The organism is Algibacter lectus, assembly GCF_004368925.1.
In the GTDB taxonomy this organism is placed as follows: Bacteria; Bacteroidota; Bacteroidia; order Flavobacteriales; family Flavobacteriaceae; genus Algibacter; species Algibacter lectus.
Window position 1 is genome coordinate 1,112,314 of record NZ_SORL01000007.1, and the last position, 20,721, is coordinate 1,133,034.

General features: G+C 32.3%; 18 protein-coding genes. 9 read left to right on the plus strand and 9 right to left on the minus strand.

Annotated features, from left to right (window positions below; all coding sequences use genetic code 11):
• The 5 genes from DFQ06_RS19380 to DFQ06_RS05455 all read left to right on the plus strand — a co-directional run.
• Positions 1-621: choice-of-anchor J domain-containing protein (locus tag DFQ06_RS19380; protein WP_159140077.1), on the plus strand; the 621-nt coding region annotated here is incomplete at its 5' end.
• 81 nt (positions 622-702) lie between these two features.
• A complete protein-coding gene (tssD, locus tag DFQ06_RS05440; RefSeq protein ID WP_074935591.1) occupies positions 703-1,398 on the plus strand; it encodes a type VI secretion system tube protein TssD in 696 nt (231 codons plus the stop codon).
• Between the two features lie 2 nt (positions 1,399-1,400).
• Positions 1,401-2,759, plus strand: a complete 1,359-nt coding sequence (locus DFQ06_RS05445; RefSeq protein WP_133966501.1) for a zinc metalloprotease — start codon at positions 1,401-1,403, stop codon at positions 2,757-2,759.
• A 5-nt stretch (positions 2,760-2,764) separates the two neighbouring features.
• Positions 2,765-3,388 carry a toxin-antitoxin system YwqK family antitoxin gene (locus DFQ06_RS05450; protein WP_133966503.1) on the plus strand — a complete coding sequence of 208 codons (624 nt, stop codon included), beginning with the start codon at positions 2,765-2,767 and terminating at the stop codon, positions 3,386-3,388.
• A gap of 248 nt (positions 3,389-3,636) precedes the next feature.
• Entirely contained in the window at positions 3,637-4,281 is a 645-nt protein-coding gene (locus tag DFQ06_RS05455) for a hypothetical protein (RefSeq protein WP_133966504.1), read from the plus strand.
• 136 nt (positions 4,282-4,417) lie between these two features.
• Here DFQ06_RS05455 and DFQ06_RS05460 read toward each other — a convergent pair whose 3' ends face one another.
• The gene (locus tag DFQ06_RS05460) at positions 4,418-5,767 is read right to left on the minus strand and encodes a type VI secretion system contractile sheath protein TssC (protein WP_133966506.1); all 1,350 of its coding nucleotides are present in this window, start codon (positions 5,765-5,767) and stop codon (positions 4,418-4,420) included.
• Between the two features lie 5 nt (positions 5,768-5,772).
• Positions 5,773-6,210, minus strand: coding sequence for a hypothetical protein (locus DFQ06_RS05465; RefSeq protein ID WP_133966508.1), 438 nt, complete (start codon positions 6,208-6,210; stop codon positions 5,773-5,775).
• A gap of 339 nt (positions 6,211-6,549) precedes the next feature.
• Here DFQ06_RS05465 and DFQ06_RS05470 point away from each other — a divergent pair, with 339 nt between their 5' ends.
• From DFQ06_RS05470 to DFQ06_RS05480, 3 genes are all read left to right on the plus strand, one after another.
• Positions 6,550-6,987, plus strand: coding sequence for a MoaF-related domain-containing protein (locus DFQ06_RS05470; protein ID WP_042498879.1), 438 nt, complete (start codon positions 6,550-6,552; stop codon positions 6,985-6,987).
• 83 nt (positions 6,988-7,070) lie between these two features.
• The gene (locus tag DFQ06_RS05475) at positions 7,071-7,622 is read left to right on the plus strand and encodes a ferric reductase-like transmembrane domain-containing protein (protein WP_235833490.1); all 552 of its coding nucleotides are present in this window, start codon (positions 7,071-7,073) and stop codon (positions 7,620-7,622) included.
• A 7-nt stretch (positions 7,623-7,629) separates the two neighbouring features.
• Positions 7,630-8,358: an SIP domain-containing protein gene (locus tag DFQ06_RS05480; protein WP_042506620.1), complete on the plus strand. Its 729-nt coding sequence runs from the start codon at positions 7,630-7,632 to the stop codon at positions 8,356-8,358.
• 165 nt (positions 8,359-8,523) lie between these two features.
• Here DFQ06_RS05480 and DFQ06_RS05485 read toward each other — a convergent pair whose 3' ends face one another.
• From DFQ06_RS05485 to DFQ06_RS05515, 7 genes are read right to left on the minus strand one after another with little or no spacing between them, the layout of a single operon-like run.
• A complete protein-coding gene (locus DFQ06_RS05485) occupies positions 8,524-8,865 on the minus strand; it encodes an L-rhamnose mutarotase (RefSeq protein ID WP_042506619.1) in 342 nt (113 codons plus the stop codon).
• 6 nt (positions 8,866-8,871) lie between these two features.
• A complete protein-coding gene (fucP, locus tag DFQ06_RS05490) occupies positions 8,872-10,191 on the minus strand; it encodes an L-fucose:H+ symporter permease (RefSeq protein ID WP_133966512.1) in 1,320 nt (439 codons plus the stop codon).
• Positions 10,192-10,227: 36 nt separating this feature from the next.
• Positions 10,228-11,019: an SDR family oxidoreductase gene (locus DFQ06_RS05495; protein ID WP_133966514.1), complete on the minus strand. Its 792-nt coding sequence runs from the start codon at positions 11,017-11,019 to the stop codon at positions 10,228-10,230.
• Between the two features lie 2 nt (positions 11,020-11,021).
• Positions 11,022-11,849 carry an amidohydrolase family protein gene (locus DFQ06_RS05500; RefSeq protein WP_133966516.1) on the minus strand — a complete coding sequence of 276 codons (828 nt, stop codon included), beginning with the start codon at positions 11,847-11,849 and terminating at the stop codon, positions 11,022-11,024.
• A gap of 2 nt (positions 11,850-11,851) precedes the next feature.
• Positions 11,852-13,309, minus strand: coding sequence for a tagaturonate reductase (locus tag DFQ06_RS05505; RefSeq protein WP_133966518.1), 1,458 nt, complete (start codon positions 13,307-13,309; stop codon positions 11,852-11,854).
• Positions 13,310-13,335: 26 nt separating this feature from the next.
• Entirely contained in the window at positions 13,336-14,988 is a 1,653-nt protein-coding gene (locus DFQ06_RS05510; protein ID WP_133966520.1) for a UxaA family hydrolase, read from the minus strand.
• Between the two features lie 3 nt (positions 14,989-14,991).
• Positions 14,992-16,002, minus strand: a complete 1,011-nt coding sequence (locus DFQ06_RS05515) for a zinc-binding alcohol dehydrogenase family protein (RefSeq protein ID WP_133966522.1) — start codon at positions 16,000-16,002, stop codon at positions 14,992-14,994.
• A gap of 360 nt (positions 16,003-16,362) precedes the next feature.
• Between DFQ06_RS05515 and DFQ06_RS05520 the strand changes: the two genes are divergently transcribed.
• Complete coding sequence (locus DFQ06_RS05520; protein WP_235833491.1) at positions 16,363-20,589, plus strand: hybrid sensor histidine kinase/response regulator transcription factor; 4,227 nt, start codon at positions 16,363-16,365, stop codon at positions 20,587-20,589.
• Positions 20,590-20,721 lie beyond the last annotated feature (132 nt).

The following is a 20,721-nucleotide window of genomic DNA, read 5'->3' on the forward strand; positions in this document are numbered from 1 at the left end:
CTACCCTTCCCTACAGAACAAGGTACAATTACTGCAATACTTTCAAAAAACAAACTTATTATTAGAGATACTAATGATATCGACTTTACAGAAGAGCGCTGCATAGATGATAGTGTATTGCTACATGAAGATTTTGAAAGTATTACTGAAACTAATGAAATAATTACTTTAGATGGATGGGTTGATATCAATATTTCGGACCCACAACTTTTTATACGTTGGGAAGCGCAAAAAACAAATGATAATATTTTTGCCGAAATAGAAAAAGGTGGATCTACTCAAAAATACGATGCTTGGTTAATCACCAAAGAAGTACAGATAGTTAATACACGTACATTAAAGCTTTCAGTAGACATCAATGTAAATAATTTTAATAGTAATGATCTTGAAATATTTATTGTAGAAAATGTTTCAGGTGATAATATTAATTTTTCAGAAGCTAACGAAATCGATGATATTGTACTTTCAGAAGACACAAGTGGTTTTATAACTAAAGAAACTACAATTACTATACCTAGCGATTATGATAGTTTTAGAATAGGTTTTAGATATAACAAAAAAAGTAGTACACCATCTGAAACAGAATACCAAATAGATAACATTGTTATTTCTGAAGAATAAAATTCTCACAAAAAAAACCTTAATCTTCAAATATTAAGGTTTTTTTTTTACCTTGTTTCCAACTAATTAAAACGTATATAAGTGTCATTTAAAGCAAAACTATATATAGAAGGCCAAGAGCGAAACCTACTAAACTCAGTTCTAGTTTACTCACAAATAGCCGATTACAATGGAAGACCCACACAACTGCCCGTTAGTGAGCCTTTACAACTTGCTTTCGAGTCTACTAAAGACGACGAGTTGTTTTATAATTACATGTTCCATCCAGACCGCATGTTTAAAGGATACATTCGTTTTTTTAAACGCGATGGCTTCCAAAAAGATTTTGATATTGAGTTTGCCAATGCACATATTATTAATTTATACGAGCATTTTTCATCTACAGGCGATGATCCAATGTATATGCACATTATAATATCTTATGGTATTAGTCGTGTTAGAGGAACTATTCATGAAAAAAAATGGAATCCTAGTAATCCATTTGTTAATGAGGATGTCGAAGATACTACACCCTTAGGCGAACCAGAAATTGTAGGATATCATATTGAAGATTTAGACGGTAACATCATTGAAAAAGAGGAAATAGAAGTTGGTGAAGAAATAATTTTAGTAGTTGAAAGTAGCAATGCTGCAGGAGAAATTTTTGAATTAGATTTAGATGATAGCAAGCTAGATTATGAATATAACGGTGTAAAACTAGAAGAAGATAAACTAGAAGTTCAAATTGATGGCGATACCGTTAATATTCCCTTAAAAGCAATTTTACAAGAAGATTAATTATGGCACAAACAATAACAATAAAAGGGTTTCCTAATACTTCAACCTCTATTCAAGTTCCGAAAGTAGCATCGCCAAAAAAATTTATAGTAAACTTTAGACGTCCAAGTAGTTATAAAGGAGAATACGGATTTGACTGGATGCGTGATGACTACATAACTAATTGTGAAGATTATGAAAAATTAAAAGATGAATACACTCCTGTAACTATACATAAAAATGAGTATTTTGTGCCGTGGTTAAGCATGTTTCCCAACCAAGAAAATGTAAAATTAAAACTGGAAATAAATCAAATAGAAGGCTCTCCGACAGATATAGATATTATAAAGTTTCCGTCAAAAGAAGGAATAAAATTTGAGCCGAACGAGATAAAAGTGTCCGAAGCTAACGAAAAAGAAATAACTATAATTTGCGAAACGCCATTGAGTAATGATGTTGCTATCTCATTGTTAGACAAAGATAATAATGAGGTCGGTAAATTAAATGTATTTAAAAATGCGAATCACGACCAATTACACTTTAACATTATACCTGTACGTATTCTTAGAAAAAACTCTCAAGAAATTGACATTAACATAATTGAAGAACAGATAGATTTTGAAGGAACAATAATAAAAAATGGTGTTGAAGAACAAGTAAAAGGCTGGGGAGACGAAGGAAGGGATTTAACTGCAGATTTAACAAATCTTCAAAATTATCTAAATAAAAACTCATTAAACCAAGCGTTACTACAATGTAATATTAGCGAGGTTTATGATATTATTATAGACGAAAGCGAATGGATTGAAGATGATTTAATTCAAGACGAAGGAAATATCTTTAAAGATGTAGACGTATTAGAAAAGTTTGACAAGGAGTTTAAAAAGCAACATCCTATTCAAGCTAAAAAAAGAGGTTTAGTATTATTTTTGTCACCTTTAAATAAAGAAGAAGCAGGTGGAGAAGGTGAAATCAGCGAGCTAGACGCTAAAAGACTTGTTGTTTATTTATCTAATCTTTGGGATAAAACAACTGTTGCACACGAAATTGCTCATGTTTTAGGTCTGACACATTCATTTCAAACTAAGTCACCTGAAGAAGATGTCTATTCAATGAATCAATTTATAATAGAAGTTGATAAACGTTTAAATTCTATGATTAAAACCGAATCTCAAGAAGAAATTTCAAAAGAATGGAATTTTTACAAAGATCAATATAAATCATACAGACGTTATTTGAATACCCATTACAGAAATCCTTATATTTTTGAGGAAGGAGCAACAGATAACATTATGGATTATGACAATGTTAGAGAGTCTTTTTGGAAATACCAGTGGGAAGCGTTGCATGACGATGTGATAAAGTTTTACAATGAAAAATAATAAAAATGAAAAAAGCAATAATTTTAATATTATTAATAATTGGTATTAACTCTTTTAGCCAAAATGCAGGAGAGAAACCAAAAATTCCAGCTATTCATGTTAATTCATTGGATTTAAGTACTACGATTAAATCAGGTAAAGAATTTTTCTCTTTTATTGAACAAAAAAAAGCCTTGGCAAATAGAGAGTACTTAATATTAGTTAGAAAAAAGAAAGAAAAATCTAAATCATATGAATATCAAAAAAATAATGAAGGCAATGATATTCCAAATTATGGATTAAAAGGCGTAAGTACTAGCACGTATTTAAAAGGTTTCTTTTATGCAGGTTATAAAAACGGCTTATGGAAAACCACCTATAAAAATAAATTAGTAAAAACTATAAATTACAATAATGGCTTAGTTATAGGCAAATATAGAGTCTATAATACAAAAGGTGAATTGCTTTATAAAACTACATTTGGGACTCTAGGCAATGGCAAATACAAAGATTATTACTACAAAACTGGCATTTTAAAAGAAGAAGGAAACTACGAAAACGGTAAAAAAGAAGGAGAATGGTGTACTTATAATGAGCAAGGCAATACTAAAGAAATTGTTACTTACAAAAAAGGAATATCTATCCTTTAAATAAACCTTTTAAATTTAATAATAAGTATATCCCTAAAGAAACGTTACTTCAAGTAAAAATAATATCTAAGTTCAAAACTATTCAACCTTGTTAATAGTTACAACTACCCCCCTAGCCTTTTGCTCATAAGAAGCTTCCCAAGTATTAGCCTTACCAAAGCCTCCAATAGATTTTGAAACAAATAAAATACAAGCTGTTGAAATAGTTATAGAAGAAATAATTAGACAATCTAAAAAAAATTATAGCAATGAAATATTTCATTATATGTTTAATGATATTTGGACTTTCTTGTAAACAGTCAAAAGAAAAATCAGCAGAATATGATGATGATAATATCATATCAAAAAATGACTCAATAAAACCTACAACTACAACTCCTAATATCGCAAAACCCAGCCAAATTAAAATCTGTGATGAAAGCTTTAGAACATCTTCCGCTTCATTGAATAAATTCATGGCATCAAAGAAAATAACATACCATGATTCTATAAAAGAAAGTGTTTTATATTACCCAACACCTCAAGTTTTCAGCTCCTTATTTAAAGCACAGTTCATTAATTGTATAACTTCTTCATCAGCTGGTCCATATCTTTCATTTGAATTATTTTATGACACATCTATAAAAGCCGAAAATATTTATGATGACTTATATACTTACAACAAAAATTATGAGAGTAAACAAGATATAGAAGGAAATTATCATGATTTTTTTAAAAGAGGGTTAATTTTAATATTGAATAAAAATGACAATATTATTACAATGATTAATTTTAATCCATTTTACGATAATAGCCTTCCAAAACAAGTGCGACAATATTTTTCTAAAAATAAAAATGAATTTGACAGGGTCTTTATGAGCACAGGGGTTAAAACGGCTGAAGAATTTAAGTAGCTCATTCTACTTTCTATATTTTTTAATTCGATAAAACAGTATTGACGTAAGTATCTTGTTTCAACATATGTCAACAAGTTCTAATTTACGTTACACCATGGGACTTACACAGCTTTTAATGCAGCGTGAATTACAACTACCCTCTAGCCTTTTGCTCATAAGACGCTTCCCAAGTATTAGCTTTGCCTGAACCACCAATTTTACCATCCAACCTAATTAAGAAGTTTTTAGCAGGAAAATAAGGTTCCATATGTAATTCTAAATAAACACGATCTTTATGTTGGGAGTCTTGTTCCAAACGCTTTATGGCAAAACTCTCAATCAATTTTTGCGATCCTGTGTTATTATCTAAAAAATCTACTATTTCCCGCATAAATTCTTTTCTAGTACGGACATTAAAATTCTCAAAAGTTTTTCTGTTAAAATAATCGATAAGCGCCTTGCTTACGTAATCAAAGACTCTAACCACAGAATAAGTTTGTAGCCCTAAATTATCACCATTAAACATAGTTTTGGCCGAAAAAGCTATAATCTCGCCATTTTTATAAACCATCGGAATTAAACCAAGGCGCTCCAATGATGCTAAATCATTTTTTTTGAGATCAAAACTTACACCTCCAATTCTTGCCAAAACACCAAACTTTGTTCCAGCACTCGCTTGAGACATTTTATTACTATAAATTTTACCTGCTAAGGATGTAGATGGCGGAATGTATAAATCATCGTCCTCATTAATATAATCATGCCTACCTCTACCAACCAACCAATTACAGGTCATGATGGTATTCGACAAGAAAGTATCTGCTCGAACATGGTCTGTACTTTCAAATAGTTCTACCACATCATCTGGACCATCCAAATGAGCAAAATCTGTAATTAATAACACTTTATTATCATGAGCTATTTTAGCCCATTTATCTAAAACCATATTACTTCCTAAATACCCTGGAATAATTAAAAGCGAGTAATTATCAACTAAATCTAACCTATCATAAGCATCGTTAATTTCATTGCGCACAGCATCAATAAACACAGGATTATCTAAATCTTTTAGCTGTTCTAAATCGGCATTTAAAATGGTTAAATTATGTACCTTTTTTTTCTGTGTATTTTCAAAAAACAAAGCAACAGATTTGTACGCCACCTCTAAATCTTTAGATTTCTGTACCAACAAGTTTAAGTTTTTAATATAATTTAAACCGGTATCTGTTATTTTCTGGGCGGTAGAATGTATCATCTCATCAGTTTCAGCATCCTCTTTAAGTATTTCTTCCCATAAATCAAGAGTTAATAAAAGCTCTTCTTTATCTTTTTTACTTACAGATGTTTTTAAAAAGTTATGCTTTTCTTGAGGCTTGTTAGAGTTCAAATATCTTAATTCTGGAATAATGGTTTCCAAAACTTCAAAACTTAAATCTTCTAATTGATTAATCTCAAAATCGCGATTATTTTCACTTTCAGAACTTTTATCTTGAACTAATGACATCTATATTATGAGTTTTTTATTTCTTTTTTTAAATCTTGAATTTTTTTCAAAAGAGCTGTTTTAGAATCCTTGTTTTTAAGGAGTTCTTTTAACTCGCTATTATTTTGTAATTTATTTACAATATCAAAATAGATCCGTTTTTTAAGTTCCAACTCTGTCAAAAATTCACTTCTTAAAACTATTTTTTCAACTTCAAAATCCAACATATCAGTAAAACGAATAGTTTCCTTAACCATGCCTTTATCTAGATTATCAAAAACGACATTTACACTCGGTTTAAAGTGCTGAAAAACAGCTTCGGTATTTTGCAACCCTTTTACAACCTCGGGTAGCAATGGTGGTAAATCTGTTAATTTTTGAATTAACAGAGATTTATTTGACGGGATTTCCTGAACACCATCGTTGTTTTTAGAGCTTCCATCAAATCCAAAATTAATCGCCATAATTAGTGTAATTTATTAAAAAATTAAAAATATACAATTGAGTTGGAATATTACTACTATTTTACCCATAAGCTCATTTTTTTTCATTTCTTATTAAATTTTACAACACCAATAATTGAAGTTTTTCTCCTTTATTTTACTCCATATTCAAAAGGATATTCTAAGCAAAACCACTTCACCAATTATACTGTAAAAAGAATCCAAGTTCACCCCTAAAATTCTTTGTAAAACTCTTTAAAACAAAGTAATGGTTCAACTTTAACCATTTTAACACCCATTTTCATCTTTTCTACAAGTTATAGTTGTTTCATCTTTGTAGCATCATTAAAACTAAAGAAAATGAAACTCAAATTAATAACATTTATCAGTCTTATAATATTTAGTCTCGGTTTTTCACAAACCAAAGTAGCAGACGACAATAAATTTCAATTTGCAGAGGATGAACATTTTTTAGATGGATATTCCTTAAACTTCCAATATCAAGATGGAAAAGCCATACATATGGAGTTTAACGACGGAAAAGCGCAATATGAATGGATTTCAGGACCAGGAAAAGGTAATGGAAACGCGGACATTCCATACCGATCACGTAAAATTGGAGAAAACTTATATATAGTGAATTGGCATGAAACAGGAAAAAAAGATTATTTAACCATAGTTTTTGATTTTGATAAAATGATAATACATAGTTCTATTATTATAGGCTATGAAAACAAACCAGAAAGAACATTAAAAACTGTATTCTCAACTGGAGTCATTGATCATTTAAAAAAGTAATATAAATGTACGTTCTCAAAAGAAATTACGGGTGGATCATTGTTACACTGTTGGCTTCATTACCCTTACTAGCAATTCTCAAAATGGTGAATATTGATTTTTCTAATGAAATTTCCATTTCATTGGTAGAAAATACGACAGGCGAAGGAAAAACAACCCTCGAAATGCTCTATCATATATCCGGTGAATTTGCCATCCGTTGGATGACTGCCGTATTAACTTTAACACCATTTTACATCCTTTTTGGAGTAAACAATCTTTTTGTGAGGCAAGCCATGGGAATTGCAACCGCAATATGGAGTTTATTACACTTTACCATATTTGTAATTGCAGAAGGCCTATTAGAAACCTTTACTCAGTTTAACTATTTAGCTGGGTTTATTGCTATTTTAATACTTATTCCATTGCTATTTACATCGAATAGGAAATCCATGAAAAAGCTAAAAAAGCGATGGAAAAAATTACAAAGTTTTGCATACCTCGCCATTTTTTTAAGCTTAGTTCATGTTGCTATTTTAGATAAAACTTGGATTATTTATGCTGTAATTTCTGGCTTAGGCTTTATAATTAGAATACCAACTATAAAAGAGAAACTTATAGAAAGACGATTAAAGACGAAAACTGTAAAACAATAGCCCTACCATGAGTTTAATAGAAAACATATTAAAAAAAGTGGTCTTAGAAGAGGCTGTTATTAGCAAAAAGGACATGTTATCGTCTTCCGTTTTTAAAATTCAACTGAAAAGTGATGCTATAAAAAACTCAGAATTTAAACCTGGGTATTTTTTACGTTTAGGAATTGGAATTGGTAATGATAACTTGACCTTAAAAGATAAAGTAAGAAGCTATAGTGTTTGGAATATTAACAAAGCAGAAGGCACTTTAGACTTAGCAATTGCAACAGAAAGCAAAGGAATTGGATCTCAATGGGTAGTCGATGCCAAAGTAGGAGATTTTGTTTATTTTAAATGGAAGAAAGGAAACTTTTTACTAAATGATAATGCCGATAGTTATTTAATGATCGGCGATTTATCAGCATTGTCGCATTTGTACATTATAAACAGAAATTTACCTGATAATAAACAAGTTGAAAGTTTAATCTACAGCGAAAATACAAACGATTTATTCGCAGATAGTGATGGTTCTAAACCTTTCAATTTTCATAGTTTGAAGCAAAACTCAACTAAAGAAATTTTGAATTTAGTTAAAAACATAATACCAAAAATGAAAGGCGATAAAATGGTTTACATTGCAGGAGACAGTCGTGTTTGTGTTGCTTTAAATCAATATTTCAGAAAAGAATTAAACTGGAATACTAAACATATTAATATAAAACCGTTCTGGAATCCAGAGAAAAAAGGATTAGAATAAAAGCATTTTTCCTACTAAAATTAAGAAGTAACTCCTTCCCTAGTCGTTTATTAAACTATAAAAGCTATAAACTTTGTGTTTATAGCTTTTATAGTTTAATTAGTAATGTATGTCATGATATAAAATAAGCCCTATATCTTTTCAAAAAAGAACTACGTTCTAACCTTATAATTTAAATACCCGTTCTAAAGCAATCCATTTTTCACCATCTTTGGCCCAAGGCAATTCTTGTTGGTAATTCCACATTAGGTTTTCCCATTCTTGTACTTTCGGGTTGTTAGCGTCTTGTTCTGCCTTTTTTACAGGATCAAACGTATCATCAACTTCCATAATCATAAACATACGGTTTCCGATAAGGTAAATTTCCATATCCACAATACCTGCATCTTTTATACTTTTGGTGATTTCTGGCCAAGCATTTCCTGCAGCGTGATACGCTTTATATTCTGCAATTAATTTAGAATCGTCTTTTAAATCACAAGAAAAACAGTGTCTTTTAGTACTCATATGTTTTTATTTTGAAGTTTTATAAGTAGCGTAACCATAATGGGCCACAACAGCTAAACAGATTAATGGTAATATAAATGAAAATTTCACCTCAGGAATAAATCCAAGAATTTGAATATCGGCAAATCCAGAACCGCCCATATCCAAAATACTACCTTGTAATACGGGCATTAAAGCGCCACCGACAATAGCCATAACCAATCCGGCCGAACCAATTTTAGCTTCATCTCCCATATCCTTAAGCGCAATACCGTAAATAGTAGGAAACATAATAGACATAAAAATAGATACGGCAACTAAGGCAATTAAACCAGTAATGCCTGGCAATAGAATAGAACCTACACAGCAAATAACACCGCCAATACCAAATAACATTAATATTTTAGACGGGTTTATGGTTTTCATTAAACCTGTACCAATCCATCGGCCTGCAAGAAATAAAATCATAGCCGCTACATTGAAATAAGTAGCCGTATAATCCTCACCAGTACTAGCATTCAAATTATCTACATATTGAAAAATATAAGTCCAACACATAATTTGAGCACCAACATAAAAGGCTTGAGCTATTACACCATGTTTATAATTTCTGTTAGAAAATAGTTTTTTGAAAGATTCTGATAATCCCATCTTATCTTCTGCGGCTGTTTTAGGTATTTTGGTAAAAATGATAAGCGCCATAATTGCTAAAACCAATACGCCTAAAGCAATATATGGAATACTAATAACGCTTAAATCGTTCTCTCTAATACTTGCTAACTCCTCAGAACTTAAAGCATTGTAGGCTTCGGTTGTATAATCGTCTGAGCGCAAAGCTCCAATTACAAACACCTGAGCAATAATCATTCCTGTAAGCGATCCAATCGGATTAAATGCTTGTGCTAAATTTAGACGTTGTGTTGCCGTTTCTTTATCACCTAAAGATAAAATTAAAGGGTTCGAGGTGGTTTCTAAAAACGCCAATCCGCAAGTAATAATCCATAAAGAAATTAAGAAGAAATTAAATTCCTCATTCGCTGCCGCAGGATAAAACATAAAGGCGCCAATAGCGTATAATGTTAAGCCTAACAAAATACCCGATTTGTAACTATATTTTCTAATGAATAAAGCTGCAGGTAATGCCATAAAGAAGTATCCAAAATAAAAAGCAAACTGAACTAAAGATGCCTGAACATTAGACAGTTCTGGCATTACTTTTTTAAAGGCAGAAACCATGGGGTTAGTTAAATCGTTCGCAATGCCCCAGAGTGCAAATAGTGAAGTAATAATTATAAACGGAAGTAAAAGTTCTTTTCTTACAACAGGAATTTTCTTAGGTATACTCATTTTATATTCGTTAGTTTAGTTGGTGTATAATTTTGTTTATTCTGATAGTAACGAGCGATCTAAATGCACATAACCACCGTCAACAGTGATAAATTGTCCCGTTGTGTGTGAAGATTTACCTGAAATAGTAAATAAACATTGATCGGCAATTTCATTTGGCATCGTCATTCTGTTTTCCAAAGGAATTTTCTTAACAATCGCTTTTAATTTTTCTTCGCCATTTTCTAAAGTTTTAATCCAAGCATCATAAGCCGGCGTCCAACTTTCGGCAATAACAATCGCGTTAGAACGAATACCAAACGGAATTAAATCTACAGCCCATTCGCGTGTTAATCCAAATACACCACCTTTAGATGCCGCATAGCCAGAAGTACCACCTTGGCCTGTTAATGCCACTTTAGACCCAATATTTAAAATGTTTCCTTTTGCTTTTTTCAACATAGGCAAACAGTATTTTGTCATAGCAAAATAACTCACCATGTTAAGTTTTAGAGAATACATAAAATCATCCATAGAAGCATCTAAACCGGCGCCATCATTAACACCTACATTATTTATTAAGGCATCAATTTTACCATATTTAGCTTCAATAACTTGGGCTGCCGCTTCAATTTGCTTGTAATCCGATAAATCTGTTTTTACAAATAAGGCATTAATACCTTTATCTTGTAGCTCTTTTTCGTAACCAAAACCCCTATCGTTTCTGCAAACTATTACAGGAATTGCACCTTCAGTGGCTAAAGATTGTACAATAGTTTCTCCAATACTTCCTTTTATTCCAGCAGCGCCTGTTACAACCACTACTTTTCCTTTTAATCCTAAATCCATAATTATAAATTATAAAATTTTATAGCATTTCGGCCCATAATATCGGCCTGCTCGTCGGTACTTAAACCTGCTATAAAATCTGTTGTTAAATCTTTTACTTGTTTGTAATTTCCGGCGACTAAACACACAGGCCAATCCGATCCAAATAATATTCTCTCACTTCCAAAAGCATTCAAAACCAATTGCATATAAGGTTCTATTTGAGATGGAGTCCAGGTTTTAAAATCGGCTTCGGTAATCATACCTGATAGTTTACACGAAACATTTTCATGCTTTCCTATTTCTTTCATCATTGTTGCCCAACCATCGAAAAAACCATCTTTGATGTAAGGTTTTGCTATATGATCGACAACAAATTTCTGATTTGGAAATTTTTTAATGAATTCCAAAGTTGCTCCTAATTGGTGTGGAAACACTAAAATATCATAAGTGAATTGATGTTTTTCTAAAGCTGAAATCCCGCGCATAAAATTAGGACGCAGTAAGAAATTATGATCGGCTTCACCTTGTACAATATGTCGAAAACCTTTTATTTTACCATGGAGAGCATATTCATCTAAAACGCCAACAACTTGCTCATCTTGTAAATCTACCCAACCTACAACGCCTTTTATAAAATCGTTTTTAGCCGATAAGCTTAATAAAAACTCAGTTTCGGCTAAAGTTTGATCGGCTTGTACAGCCACACAACCATCAATACCGTTTTCTTGATAAGTGGTTTTTAAGTTTGAAGGTGTAAAATCACGACGAATAACCGACATACTATCGTCTATCCAGGCGTGTTTTTCAGGTTCGTAATACCAAAAATGTTGATGCGAATCAATAACCATATTTAATCGATTAATGTGTTTAATGCAAATGAAACGCCATGAGTTTCAATCGCTTTAATTTTTTCTGTAATGAAAGTTGTTAAACCATTGTATTCAGATAAATTATCACCTACAATCGTTTTGTTTGCTAATGTATTTTTAACTAATTCGGCTAACGTTTGCTCTCCTGAATCTACTTTTTCCCATTCCTTCTGAAAGAATTTTAAAGCCTTAGCATCGTCATTAACATCAATAGTTTCATTATTAAATTCTCCTTTATAAAAACGAATCATGCAAGCTAATGAAAACGCAATGCGCTTCGGAAAAGTTTCGTTTAAAGCGGTATACTCTCGAAAAGCAGGCAATAATCGCGCTTGAAATTTAGAGGTGCTATTTAATGAAATAGCTAATAAATAATGTTTTAATGTTGGGTTTTTAAACCTGTCGATAACAGAAGCAATAAAGGCATCAATTTCGCTTTCTGAAAAATTAGTTAAGGTTGGTTTTACTTCAGTCGATAACACTTGCAAAACATGATTTTTTACAACTTCATCATCCATACTTTCCTTTACTGTACGTAATCCTGCTAAATATCCAACAGGTACCAGTGAAGTGTGCGCTCCGTTTAAAATACGAACTTTCATTTCTCTGTAATCCGATAAATCGTTTACAAACTGAACGTTTAAATCAGTTTTAGAAAAAGGTAATTCATCTTGAACCAATTCAGGACCTTTAATCACCCAACTGTGGTAATCTTCTCCAGCTACTAATAAATCATCATCGAAACCAATTTGTTGCGAGATTTCAGTTTTTCTTCCTTCCGGGAAACCGGAAACAATACGATCGACCAACGTGCTACAAAAATGATTATGGTGTAAAATCCAAATTTGAAAGGCTTCGGATAAATTCCAAAATTCAGCATATTGTAGAATGGTTTTTAATAAAGCATCGCCATTATTTTCAATCAATTCGCATGGTAATAAAATACAACCTTTATCTGCTGCTCCATTAAAATGATTAAAACGATGATGCAACCATAAAGTTAACTTCGCTGGAAATTCATGTGGTGGACAATCGGTTAGTTTATCAGTTTCAGAAAACTTAATTCCCGCTTCGGTAGTGTTTGATACCACAAAACGCAATTGAGGTTGTTCTGCCAAAGCTAAATACTCATCCCATTGTGTGTAAGGTTGAATCACACTACTAACAGATTCTACTAAAGTTACTTCGGAAACCAAGTTACCGTTTCTTACGCCGTCTAGAGCTACATGAAACAAACCATCCTGAGTTCTTAACTCTGTATAATCGCCGCGTTTAGTAGGCTTTACAACCACAACACTCCCATTAAAATCAGTGGTTTTATTTAAAACATCAAACATCCAATCGCAAAAGGCTCTTAAAAAATTACCTCCTCCAAATTGCATAATACGCACAGGATGCTGTACGGGTTTGTTTGCTGTAGTTCTATTTAATTTTGTCATTTTCTAATTATATTTTTGTGACTAATTTACAACGAAACGCCACGTTTCCATGGAATAAAATCGTTATTACCGTGCAGAACTGCTTTTGAAGCTACTTCTCCACTAGCCACCTTAATAATATGGTCTAATATTTTTTCTCCCATGGTTTGGATGGTGTCTTCGCCAGTAATAACAGTACCTGCATTAATATCTATAATATCACTCATACGCTCGTATAAACTAGTATTGCTCGACATCTTTAAAACAGGCGCCACCGGATTACCTGTTGGTGTGCCTAAACCCGTAGTAAACACCACAACGTTACAACCTGAACCGACTAAACCGGTTGTAGATTCTACATCGTTTCCGGGTGTGCACAATAAATTTAAACCCGGTTTTGTAACCTGCTCGGTATAATCTAAAACAGCAACAACAGGCGATGTACCTCCTTTTTTTGCTGCTCCTGCAGATTTCATAGCATCGGTAATTAAACCATCTTTTATATTTCCGGGTGAAGGGTTATTTTCAAAACCAGAACCTACGGCTACAGCTGCTGCTGAATAGGCACGCATTAATCCGTAGAATTTTTTAGAATCTTCATCGGTAACACATCTATTAATAATGTCTTGTTCCACACCGTTTAGTTCTGGAAATTCAGAAAGTACAGGACTTCCGCCTAAAGCAACCAATAAATCGGAAGCATAACCTAAAGCGGGATTCGCTGAAATACCAGAAAACCCATCGGACCCGCCACATTCTAAACCTAATACAAGTTTACTTAATGGTGCTGGTTTACGGACTGTTTTATTGGCCTGCATTAATCCTAAAAAAGTATGTTTTACAGCTTCCTCTATTAAATGGCGTTCGCTAGAACTGCGTTGCTGTTCTAAATAATGAACCGTTTTTTTACAATTAGGGTCTATAGCATTAATAGCGCTTTGCAACATTTCTATTTGCGCATTTTGGCAACCTAAACTAAAAACGGTTGCTCCAGCAACATTAGGATTAGTAATATAACCCGCTAGTAACTTGCAAAGTGTTTCGGAGTCTTGACGAATACCGCCACAACCACCATCGTGTTTTAAAAACTTAATACCATCAACGTTCGGGAAGGTTCTGTTTTGTTCTATTTCTTCCTTTGTTGTTATAATAGGTGTATTTAGAATATCGGTATCAGAACCTCCTGCTTTATATTGCTTAATTAAAGCATCGGTGTCTACAGCGAAATCTTTTTTTGTTTCGTATCCTAATTGTTCTGAAAGTGCCCCTTCCAAAACATCAATATTTCTGTTTTCACAGAAGGTTAACGGAATTACTAACCAATAATTGGCCGTACCTACTTTTCCGTCTTCTCTATGATAGCCGTTAAATGTGCGATTTTCAAAAGCAGAAGCATCAGGAGCCGACCAAGATATTTTTTCTTGTGAAGCGTTAAATTCCGCGGAAGCGTGTTTTACATTTTCAATAGTAATAGCCGTTCCTTTTTTTATAGGTAGCACAGCTTTTCCTATTAAAACGCCATACATATAAATGGCATCGCCCACTTTAAAATCGTACAAAGCAAATTTATGTTTTTGCTTAATATCTTCATGTAAAGTAAACGTTTGGCCTGCAACATCTATAAACATGCTTTTTTGCAAAGGCGTTATGGCGACAATAATATTGTCTTTAGGATCTATTTGTACGTAATTATTAGACATCTTCTAATTGAAATTTACGGTTGCTTTTATAACACCCGTTTCTGGTTTTAACCAACTATCAAAATTGGCTATCATTTCTGTAAAAGGTACGCTGTGTGTAATAAAAGATTCTGTCGGAAATTGACCTAATACACTAATAACGTGTTCAAAATCTTCTGTTGTGGCATTTCTGCTGCACATTAAAGTCATTTCTTTGGCGTGTACTTTTGGATGTGTGTATGTTAATTCTCCTTTGGAAAGCCCTACTAAAACAAAGCGTCCGCCGTGAGACATATAATCTGGACAAGCTTCTAAAGCAAATTTATTTCCCGAAGCATCGAATACAGCAGTGGCTAAATCGCCATTTGTAATCTCTTCAATTTGCTTTACAGGATCGTTACTCACATTTACAACATAATCTACACCTATACTTTCTTTAGCATATTTTAATCGGTCTTCGTTCATATCCAATGCAATTACTTTCGCGCCTGCAATTTGCGCAAGTTTCATAATACCAATCCCGATAGGACCACACCCCACAACCACAACAGTTTCTCCTGCTTTAATATCTGCTCGTCTAATAGCATGAGCGCCAATAGCTAAAGGTTCTACAATAGCCATTTGATCGTTTGAAAGATTATTAGCAGGTAATAATATATTAGCAGGAACGGTAATTTGTTCTTGCATACCACCATCAGCATGTACACCCAAAACACGAATGTTTGTGCAACAATTGGTTTTCCCGTTTCTGCAAGCAATACACTCGCCACAGCTTACATAAGGCATAACTACAACTTTATCTCCGGCTTTGATTCCTTTTGCATTTTCATCGATTTCTAAAACTTCCGAAGCCAATTCATGTCCTAAAATTCTTGGATAAGTAAAAAAGGCCTGATTACCACTATAAGCGTGTAAATCGGTACCACAAATACCAACTTTATTTATTTGCAATAAAGCTTCACCTGGTTTTCTAACGGGTGCTTCTTTTTCTTTTAAGATGAATTCTCCGGGTTTTTCGCAAACTATATATTTCATTTTTTCTAGATAAAATTTCTAATAATACTATTTTTTTCAATTCAATACTTACAGTTAACAATAAGCATTAAACACTATTTGTAATATTCGATAAAGTTCGTTGATAAAAGTTTTTTGGATTATAGTATATGTTCTAAAAGCTAGAACATATGTTATAATTTTAAATTCATTAAGAAGAAATACAAAATTAAAAAACTCACTTCCAAGGTTTTAAACAAAAACATCAATAACACGTATATTCTAGTTAAATTAAAACACCTAGTTTTTCTCTGTTTAATTTATATATTTGTTAGTATGACGAACAGCTTCAATAAACAATACAAAAAGAGAAAATACAGCAATCTAATAATTTATTTATTATTGATAACTGTATCGTATTGTTATGCCCAAAATACGGTAAAATTTGAACATTTTACAACTGAAAATGGGTTATCACAAAGTGACGTTAATACCATATTTCAAGACGACAACCTTTTTATGTGGTTTGGTACGCATGACGGATTAAACAAATATGATGGCTACAACTTTAGAATATTTAAACCAGATTCTAAAAATCCAAAGAGCATAAGCAGTAACTTAATTTGGAAAATTATTGACGATAGCAAAGGGAACTTATGGATTGCTACAACAGGTGGAGGTTTAAATTATTTTGATAAACAAACTGAAGAGTTTAAATCTTTTAAAAGTGACCCAAACAATCCGGATAGTATAAAAAGTGACCATATTAGAGTGCTTTTTCGTGATAGCAGCCACAGATTATGGGTTGGTAGTAATGAAGGTATAGATATGGCTGATCTCTCTAAACCAATAGACTCTTTAAAATTTGAACATTTCAACCTCTATCAAAACAGCTCTAAACCAACAAGGTCTAAAAACAATATAAGCACAGTTTATGAAGATAGTAAACACCAAGTTTGGTTTGGAGGCATTAACGGTTTATCAAAATTATCGAGAGATAAAAATGGAGATTTTTATTTCCATCACGTTAACAACCTTATCAATTTACCCTATTTTGATGTAAAAACGATAAACGAAGACAGTTATGGTAATTTAATTTTAGGCACCAATGATGGGTTATATCGATATGTTGTTAATAATGACATTGAAGAGGTTCAATTAATAGGTAAAGGATCATACAATGCCGTTTCTATAAATGATAATCATATTTGGGCAGGAACAGATGATGGTCTTTTGGAGTTTACTAATTTCTCTGAAACAAAAACACCAGAGTTAATTGGCAAATATAAATACGACCCCAAAAACCCTAGTTTTAGCTTGAGTAAAAATGCCGTAAGGTCCATATTTATTGATCACGCGGGCATTGTATGGGTTGGAACTAATGGTGGTGGTATTAATAAAATTGACCCGTACAAAAAGCAATTTAGTCATATTAAAAATAGCTTAGACCCTGGTAGTTTAAGTAACGATAAAGTGCGCTCTATTTTTGAAGACAGCAACCAAAATTTATGGATTGGTACCGAAGGTGGCGGCTTAAATTTTTTGAGTAAAACAGCAAATGACAATAATTACAATCAATTTCATCATTTTATAAAACTAAGTAAGGTATTTGCCCTTGAAGAAATACAATTAAAAGGCTCCAAAAAACTACTTATTGGTGGTGAAGGTTCTCCTGGGTTATTTGAAATAGACTTATCAGATTTATCAAAAACCAATCAATTAAAAGATAGTGACTTAAAACCCTTAAAACAGTTTCCAAACGGTGTCTTTTCTTTGCTTCAAGATAAAGATGGAAACATTTGGATAGGCACTTACAATGGTGGTATACATAGACGATTAATTAATGAAGACGGCATTAGTTTTAAGAAAGACATACTCTCTAACAATCCAAACAAGAAATTTAGTGTTTCTAACAATATTATTCGTGATATTTTTCAAGATTCAAAAGGAAACATTTGGTTTGCTACAGGTAATGGTTTATCTAGATTAACGCCGGATCAAATTCATGTAAAAAATCCAAAATTCAACATTTACAAAAACAATCCAAAAGACAAAACATCTATAAGCCACAACTATATTTTAACTGTTTTTGAAACCAAATCTGGGGATATCTATATTGGGACTTTTGGAGGCGGATTGAATAAGCTGATTGTAACAGATAACAAGATTAGTTTCAAAGCATATTCTGAAAAAGATGGACTGCCCAATAATGTTATTAAAGGGATTTTAGAAGACGATCAAAAAAACCTGTGGCTCTCTACAAATAAAGGATTATCAAAATTTAATACCGAAAATGAAACCTTTCAAAATTATGATGTAAATGATGGTTTGCAAAGCAACGAATTCAGTGAATTATCTGCCTTTAAAACTAAGGACGGTAAAATGCTTTTTGGTGGTGTAAACGGATTTAATGCATTTTATCCAGAAGACATTATTAGCAACAAAATAAAAGCAGAAACTGTACTTACTGCCTTTTCTATTTTTAACAAACCCGTTTCTATTGGTGAAGAAATCAACGGACGCGTAATTTTAAACAAATCTATAAACTCCATAGACGAGATTGAATTAAAATACATTGAAAATAGTTTTTCCTTCGAATTTGCCGCACTACACTATGCCGCCTCTAGTAAAAACAAATACGCATACAAACTTGCAGGCTTTGATAAAGACTGGATTTACACAACATCAGACAATCGATACGCCACATATACCAACTTAGAACCAGGAACTTATACGCTAAAGGTTAAGGCATCAAACAATGATAATATTTGGGATGAAACTCCTGTAGAATTACGTATTAATGTAATTCCACCATGGTGGCGTACCAATGCCGCTAAATTTCTTTACTTGCTAATCGCTATAGGTCTTCTTTTAGCTTATAGAAGGTATACTATTATACGTTCTGCTAAAAAGCATCAATTGGAACTCAACCAATTTGAGAAAGAAAAAAATGAAGAAATTCACCGTTTAAAACTGGAATTCTTTACTAATATATCGCACGAATTCAGAACGCCATTAACCCTAATAAAAGGTCCATTAGATTACCTAATAAAAAAAGGCGAAACCATCAGTCCTAAGGAAACCAAGGATCAGTACGGGATTATGCGCAAAAACACCGACTATTTACTGAGGTTAATAAACCAGTTATTAGATTTCAGAAAAATGGATCAGGGTAAAATGAATCTGAATTTAAGTAAAAGTGATATTGTTGAATTTTTAAGAGAAATAGGAGAACCTTTTCAATTTTTAAGCAAAAAGAAGAACATCTTTTTTAAAATAGATGCTTCAAAACATTCCATTTTAACTTGGTTTGATCCTGATGCTGTTGAAAAAATAATAAATAATTTACTATCAAACGCATTTAAATTTACTCCGGAAGAAGGTGCTATCAGCTTAGATATATTTGATGGTGAAGATTTCATTGAACCTGAAGGCATTTCAATGGATATAGAGCAATCTAAATACATTGTAATTCAAGTTAAAGATTCTGGTCCGGGGATACCTGCACATAGAATTCAACATATTTTTGAGCGCTTTTATACCGAAATAGGTATCACTAAACAAAAAGACACAAAAGGTACTGGTATTGGGCTTTCTTTCACGAAAAATCTAGTAGAACTGCACCAAGGCATTATAAAAGTAATTAGCGATTCGGAAAATGGATCGAAATTTATAGTATGGCTGCCAAAAGACAAGGAAAATTTTAATACGAACAATGAAACAAATTTTCATGAGGTTTTTGAATCCAACACTTTCCTTACTAAAGAAGATGCCGACTCTCATGCCATAAGTTTTATGGATGATATTGTTGACCAAAACATATCGAGATCACGATCTAAGCTGCCGATATTATTAATTATAGATGATAATGCAGATATTAGATCTTTCATTAAAAAAGGATTTGGAGAGAAGTATTATGTTTACGAAGCAGAAAACGGATTAAAAGGATTAGAATTAGCAAATAAATTTATGCCTAACATTGTAATTACAGATTTAGTTATGCCTGTTATGGATGGTATAGAATTTTGTAATCAGCTTAAAAGCTCTCAAGAAACTAGTCATATTCCTGTGGTAATGTTAACCGCAAAAACATCTCAAGAAAAAGAAATTGAAGGTCTAAAGACTGGTGCAGATGCTTATATAAGAAAGCCATTTGATTTAGAACTTTTGGAGTTAAAAATTTCGAATATTTTAAAACATCGTGAAGAATTAAGAAAGCGTTTTAATAGAGATATTACTTTACAACCGAATGAGATTACAGTAACATCTTCCGATGAATCTTTCCTTCAAAATGCTATTGAAATTGTTGAAAAACACATGATGAATTCAGAATTTAGCGTTGAAATGTTTGTAAAAGAAATGAATATGAGTAGAAGTAACTTATATTTAAAAACCAAAGAACTTACCGGGCTTTCATCGAGTGAATTTATTAGAAATATTCGTTTAAAACGCGCTGTACAGTTATTAGAAACCAGCGACCTTTCTGTTAAAGAAATCATGTATATGACTGGTTTTAACACGGCTTCATACTTTTCTAAATGCTTTAAAAAGCAATTTGGAGTTATCCCTAGCAAGTACATAAGTCTTTCAGATTCTGATGATGCTAAAAAAGGGGAAACAGATGCTTAAAACATTTGTTACCCTTTAAAAACCATCTGTGATTCGCATTTAAATGTAGAAATATCAAATTTGTATTGTAACTTTTTCTAAAAGTTTTCTCACGAGTCTCTATTAGACTCGTGATCAAAAAAAAATACTAAT

Bases quoted from the DNA above. Each gene is read 5' to 3' on its own strand.
- DFQ06_RS05445 (WP_133966501.1), top strand. From the start codon at position 1,401: ATGGCACAAACAATAACAATAAAAGGGTTTCCTAATACTTCAACCTCT.
- DFQ06_RS05450 (WP_133966503.1), top strand. From the start codon at position 2,765: ATGAAAAAAGCAATAATTTTAATATTATTAATAATTGGTATTAACTCT.
- DFQ06_RS05455 (WP_133966504.1), top strand. From the start codon at position 3,637: ATGAAATATTTCATTATATGTTTAATGATATTTGGACTTTCTTGTAAA.
- DFQ06_RS05460 (WP_133966506.1), bottom strand. From the start codon at position 5,767: ATGTCATTAGTTCAAGATAAAAGTTCTGAAAGTGAAAATAATCGCGAT.
- DFQ06_RS05465 (WP_133966508.1), bottom strand. From the start codon at position 6,210: ATGGCGATTAATTTTGGATTTGATGGAAGCTCTAAAAACAACGATGGT.
- DFQ06_RS05470 (WP_042498879.1), top strand. From the start codon at position 6,550: ATGAAACTCAAATTAATAACATTTATCAGTCTTATAATATTTAGTCTC.
- DFQ06_RS05475 (WP_235833490.1), top strand. From the start codon at position 7,071: ATGGTGAATATTGATTTTTCTAATGAAATTTCCATTTCATTGGTAGAA.
- DFQ06_RS05480 (WP_042506620.1), top strand. From the start codon at position 7,630: ATGAGTTTAATAGAAAACATATTAAAAAAAGTGGTCTTAGAAGAGGCT.
- DFQ06_RS05485 (WP_042506619.1), bottom strand. From the start codon at position 8,865: ATGAGTACTAAAAGACACTGTTTTTCTTGTGATTTAAAAGACGATTCT.
- fucP (WP_133966512.1), bottom strand. From the start codon at position 10,191: ATGAGTATACCTAAGAAAATTCCTGTTGTAAGAAAAGAACTTTTACTT.
- DFQ06_RS05495 (WP_133966514.1), bottom strand. From the start codon at position 11,019: ATGGATTTAGGATTAAAAGGAAAAGTAGTGGTTGTAACAGGCGCTGCT.
- DFQ06_RS05500 (WP_133966516.1), bottom strand. From the start codon at position 11,849: ATGGTTATTGATTCGCATCAACATTTTTGGTATTACGAACCTGAAAAA.
- DFQ06_RS05505 (WP_133966518.1), bottom strand. From the start codon at position 13,309: ATGACAAAATTAAATAGAACTACAGCAAACAAACCCGTACAGCATCCT.
- DFQ06_RS05510 (WP_133966520.1), bottom strand. From the start codon at position 14,988: ATGTCTAATAATTACGTACAAATAGATCCTAAAGACAATATTATTGTC.
- DFQ06_RS05515 (WP_133966522.1), bottom strand. From the start codon at position 16,002: ATGAAATATATAGTTTGCGAAAAACCCGGAGAATTCATCTTAAAAGAA.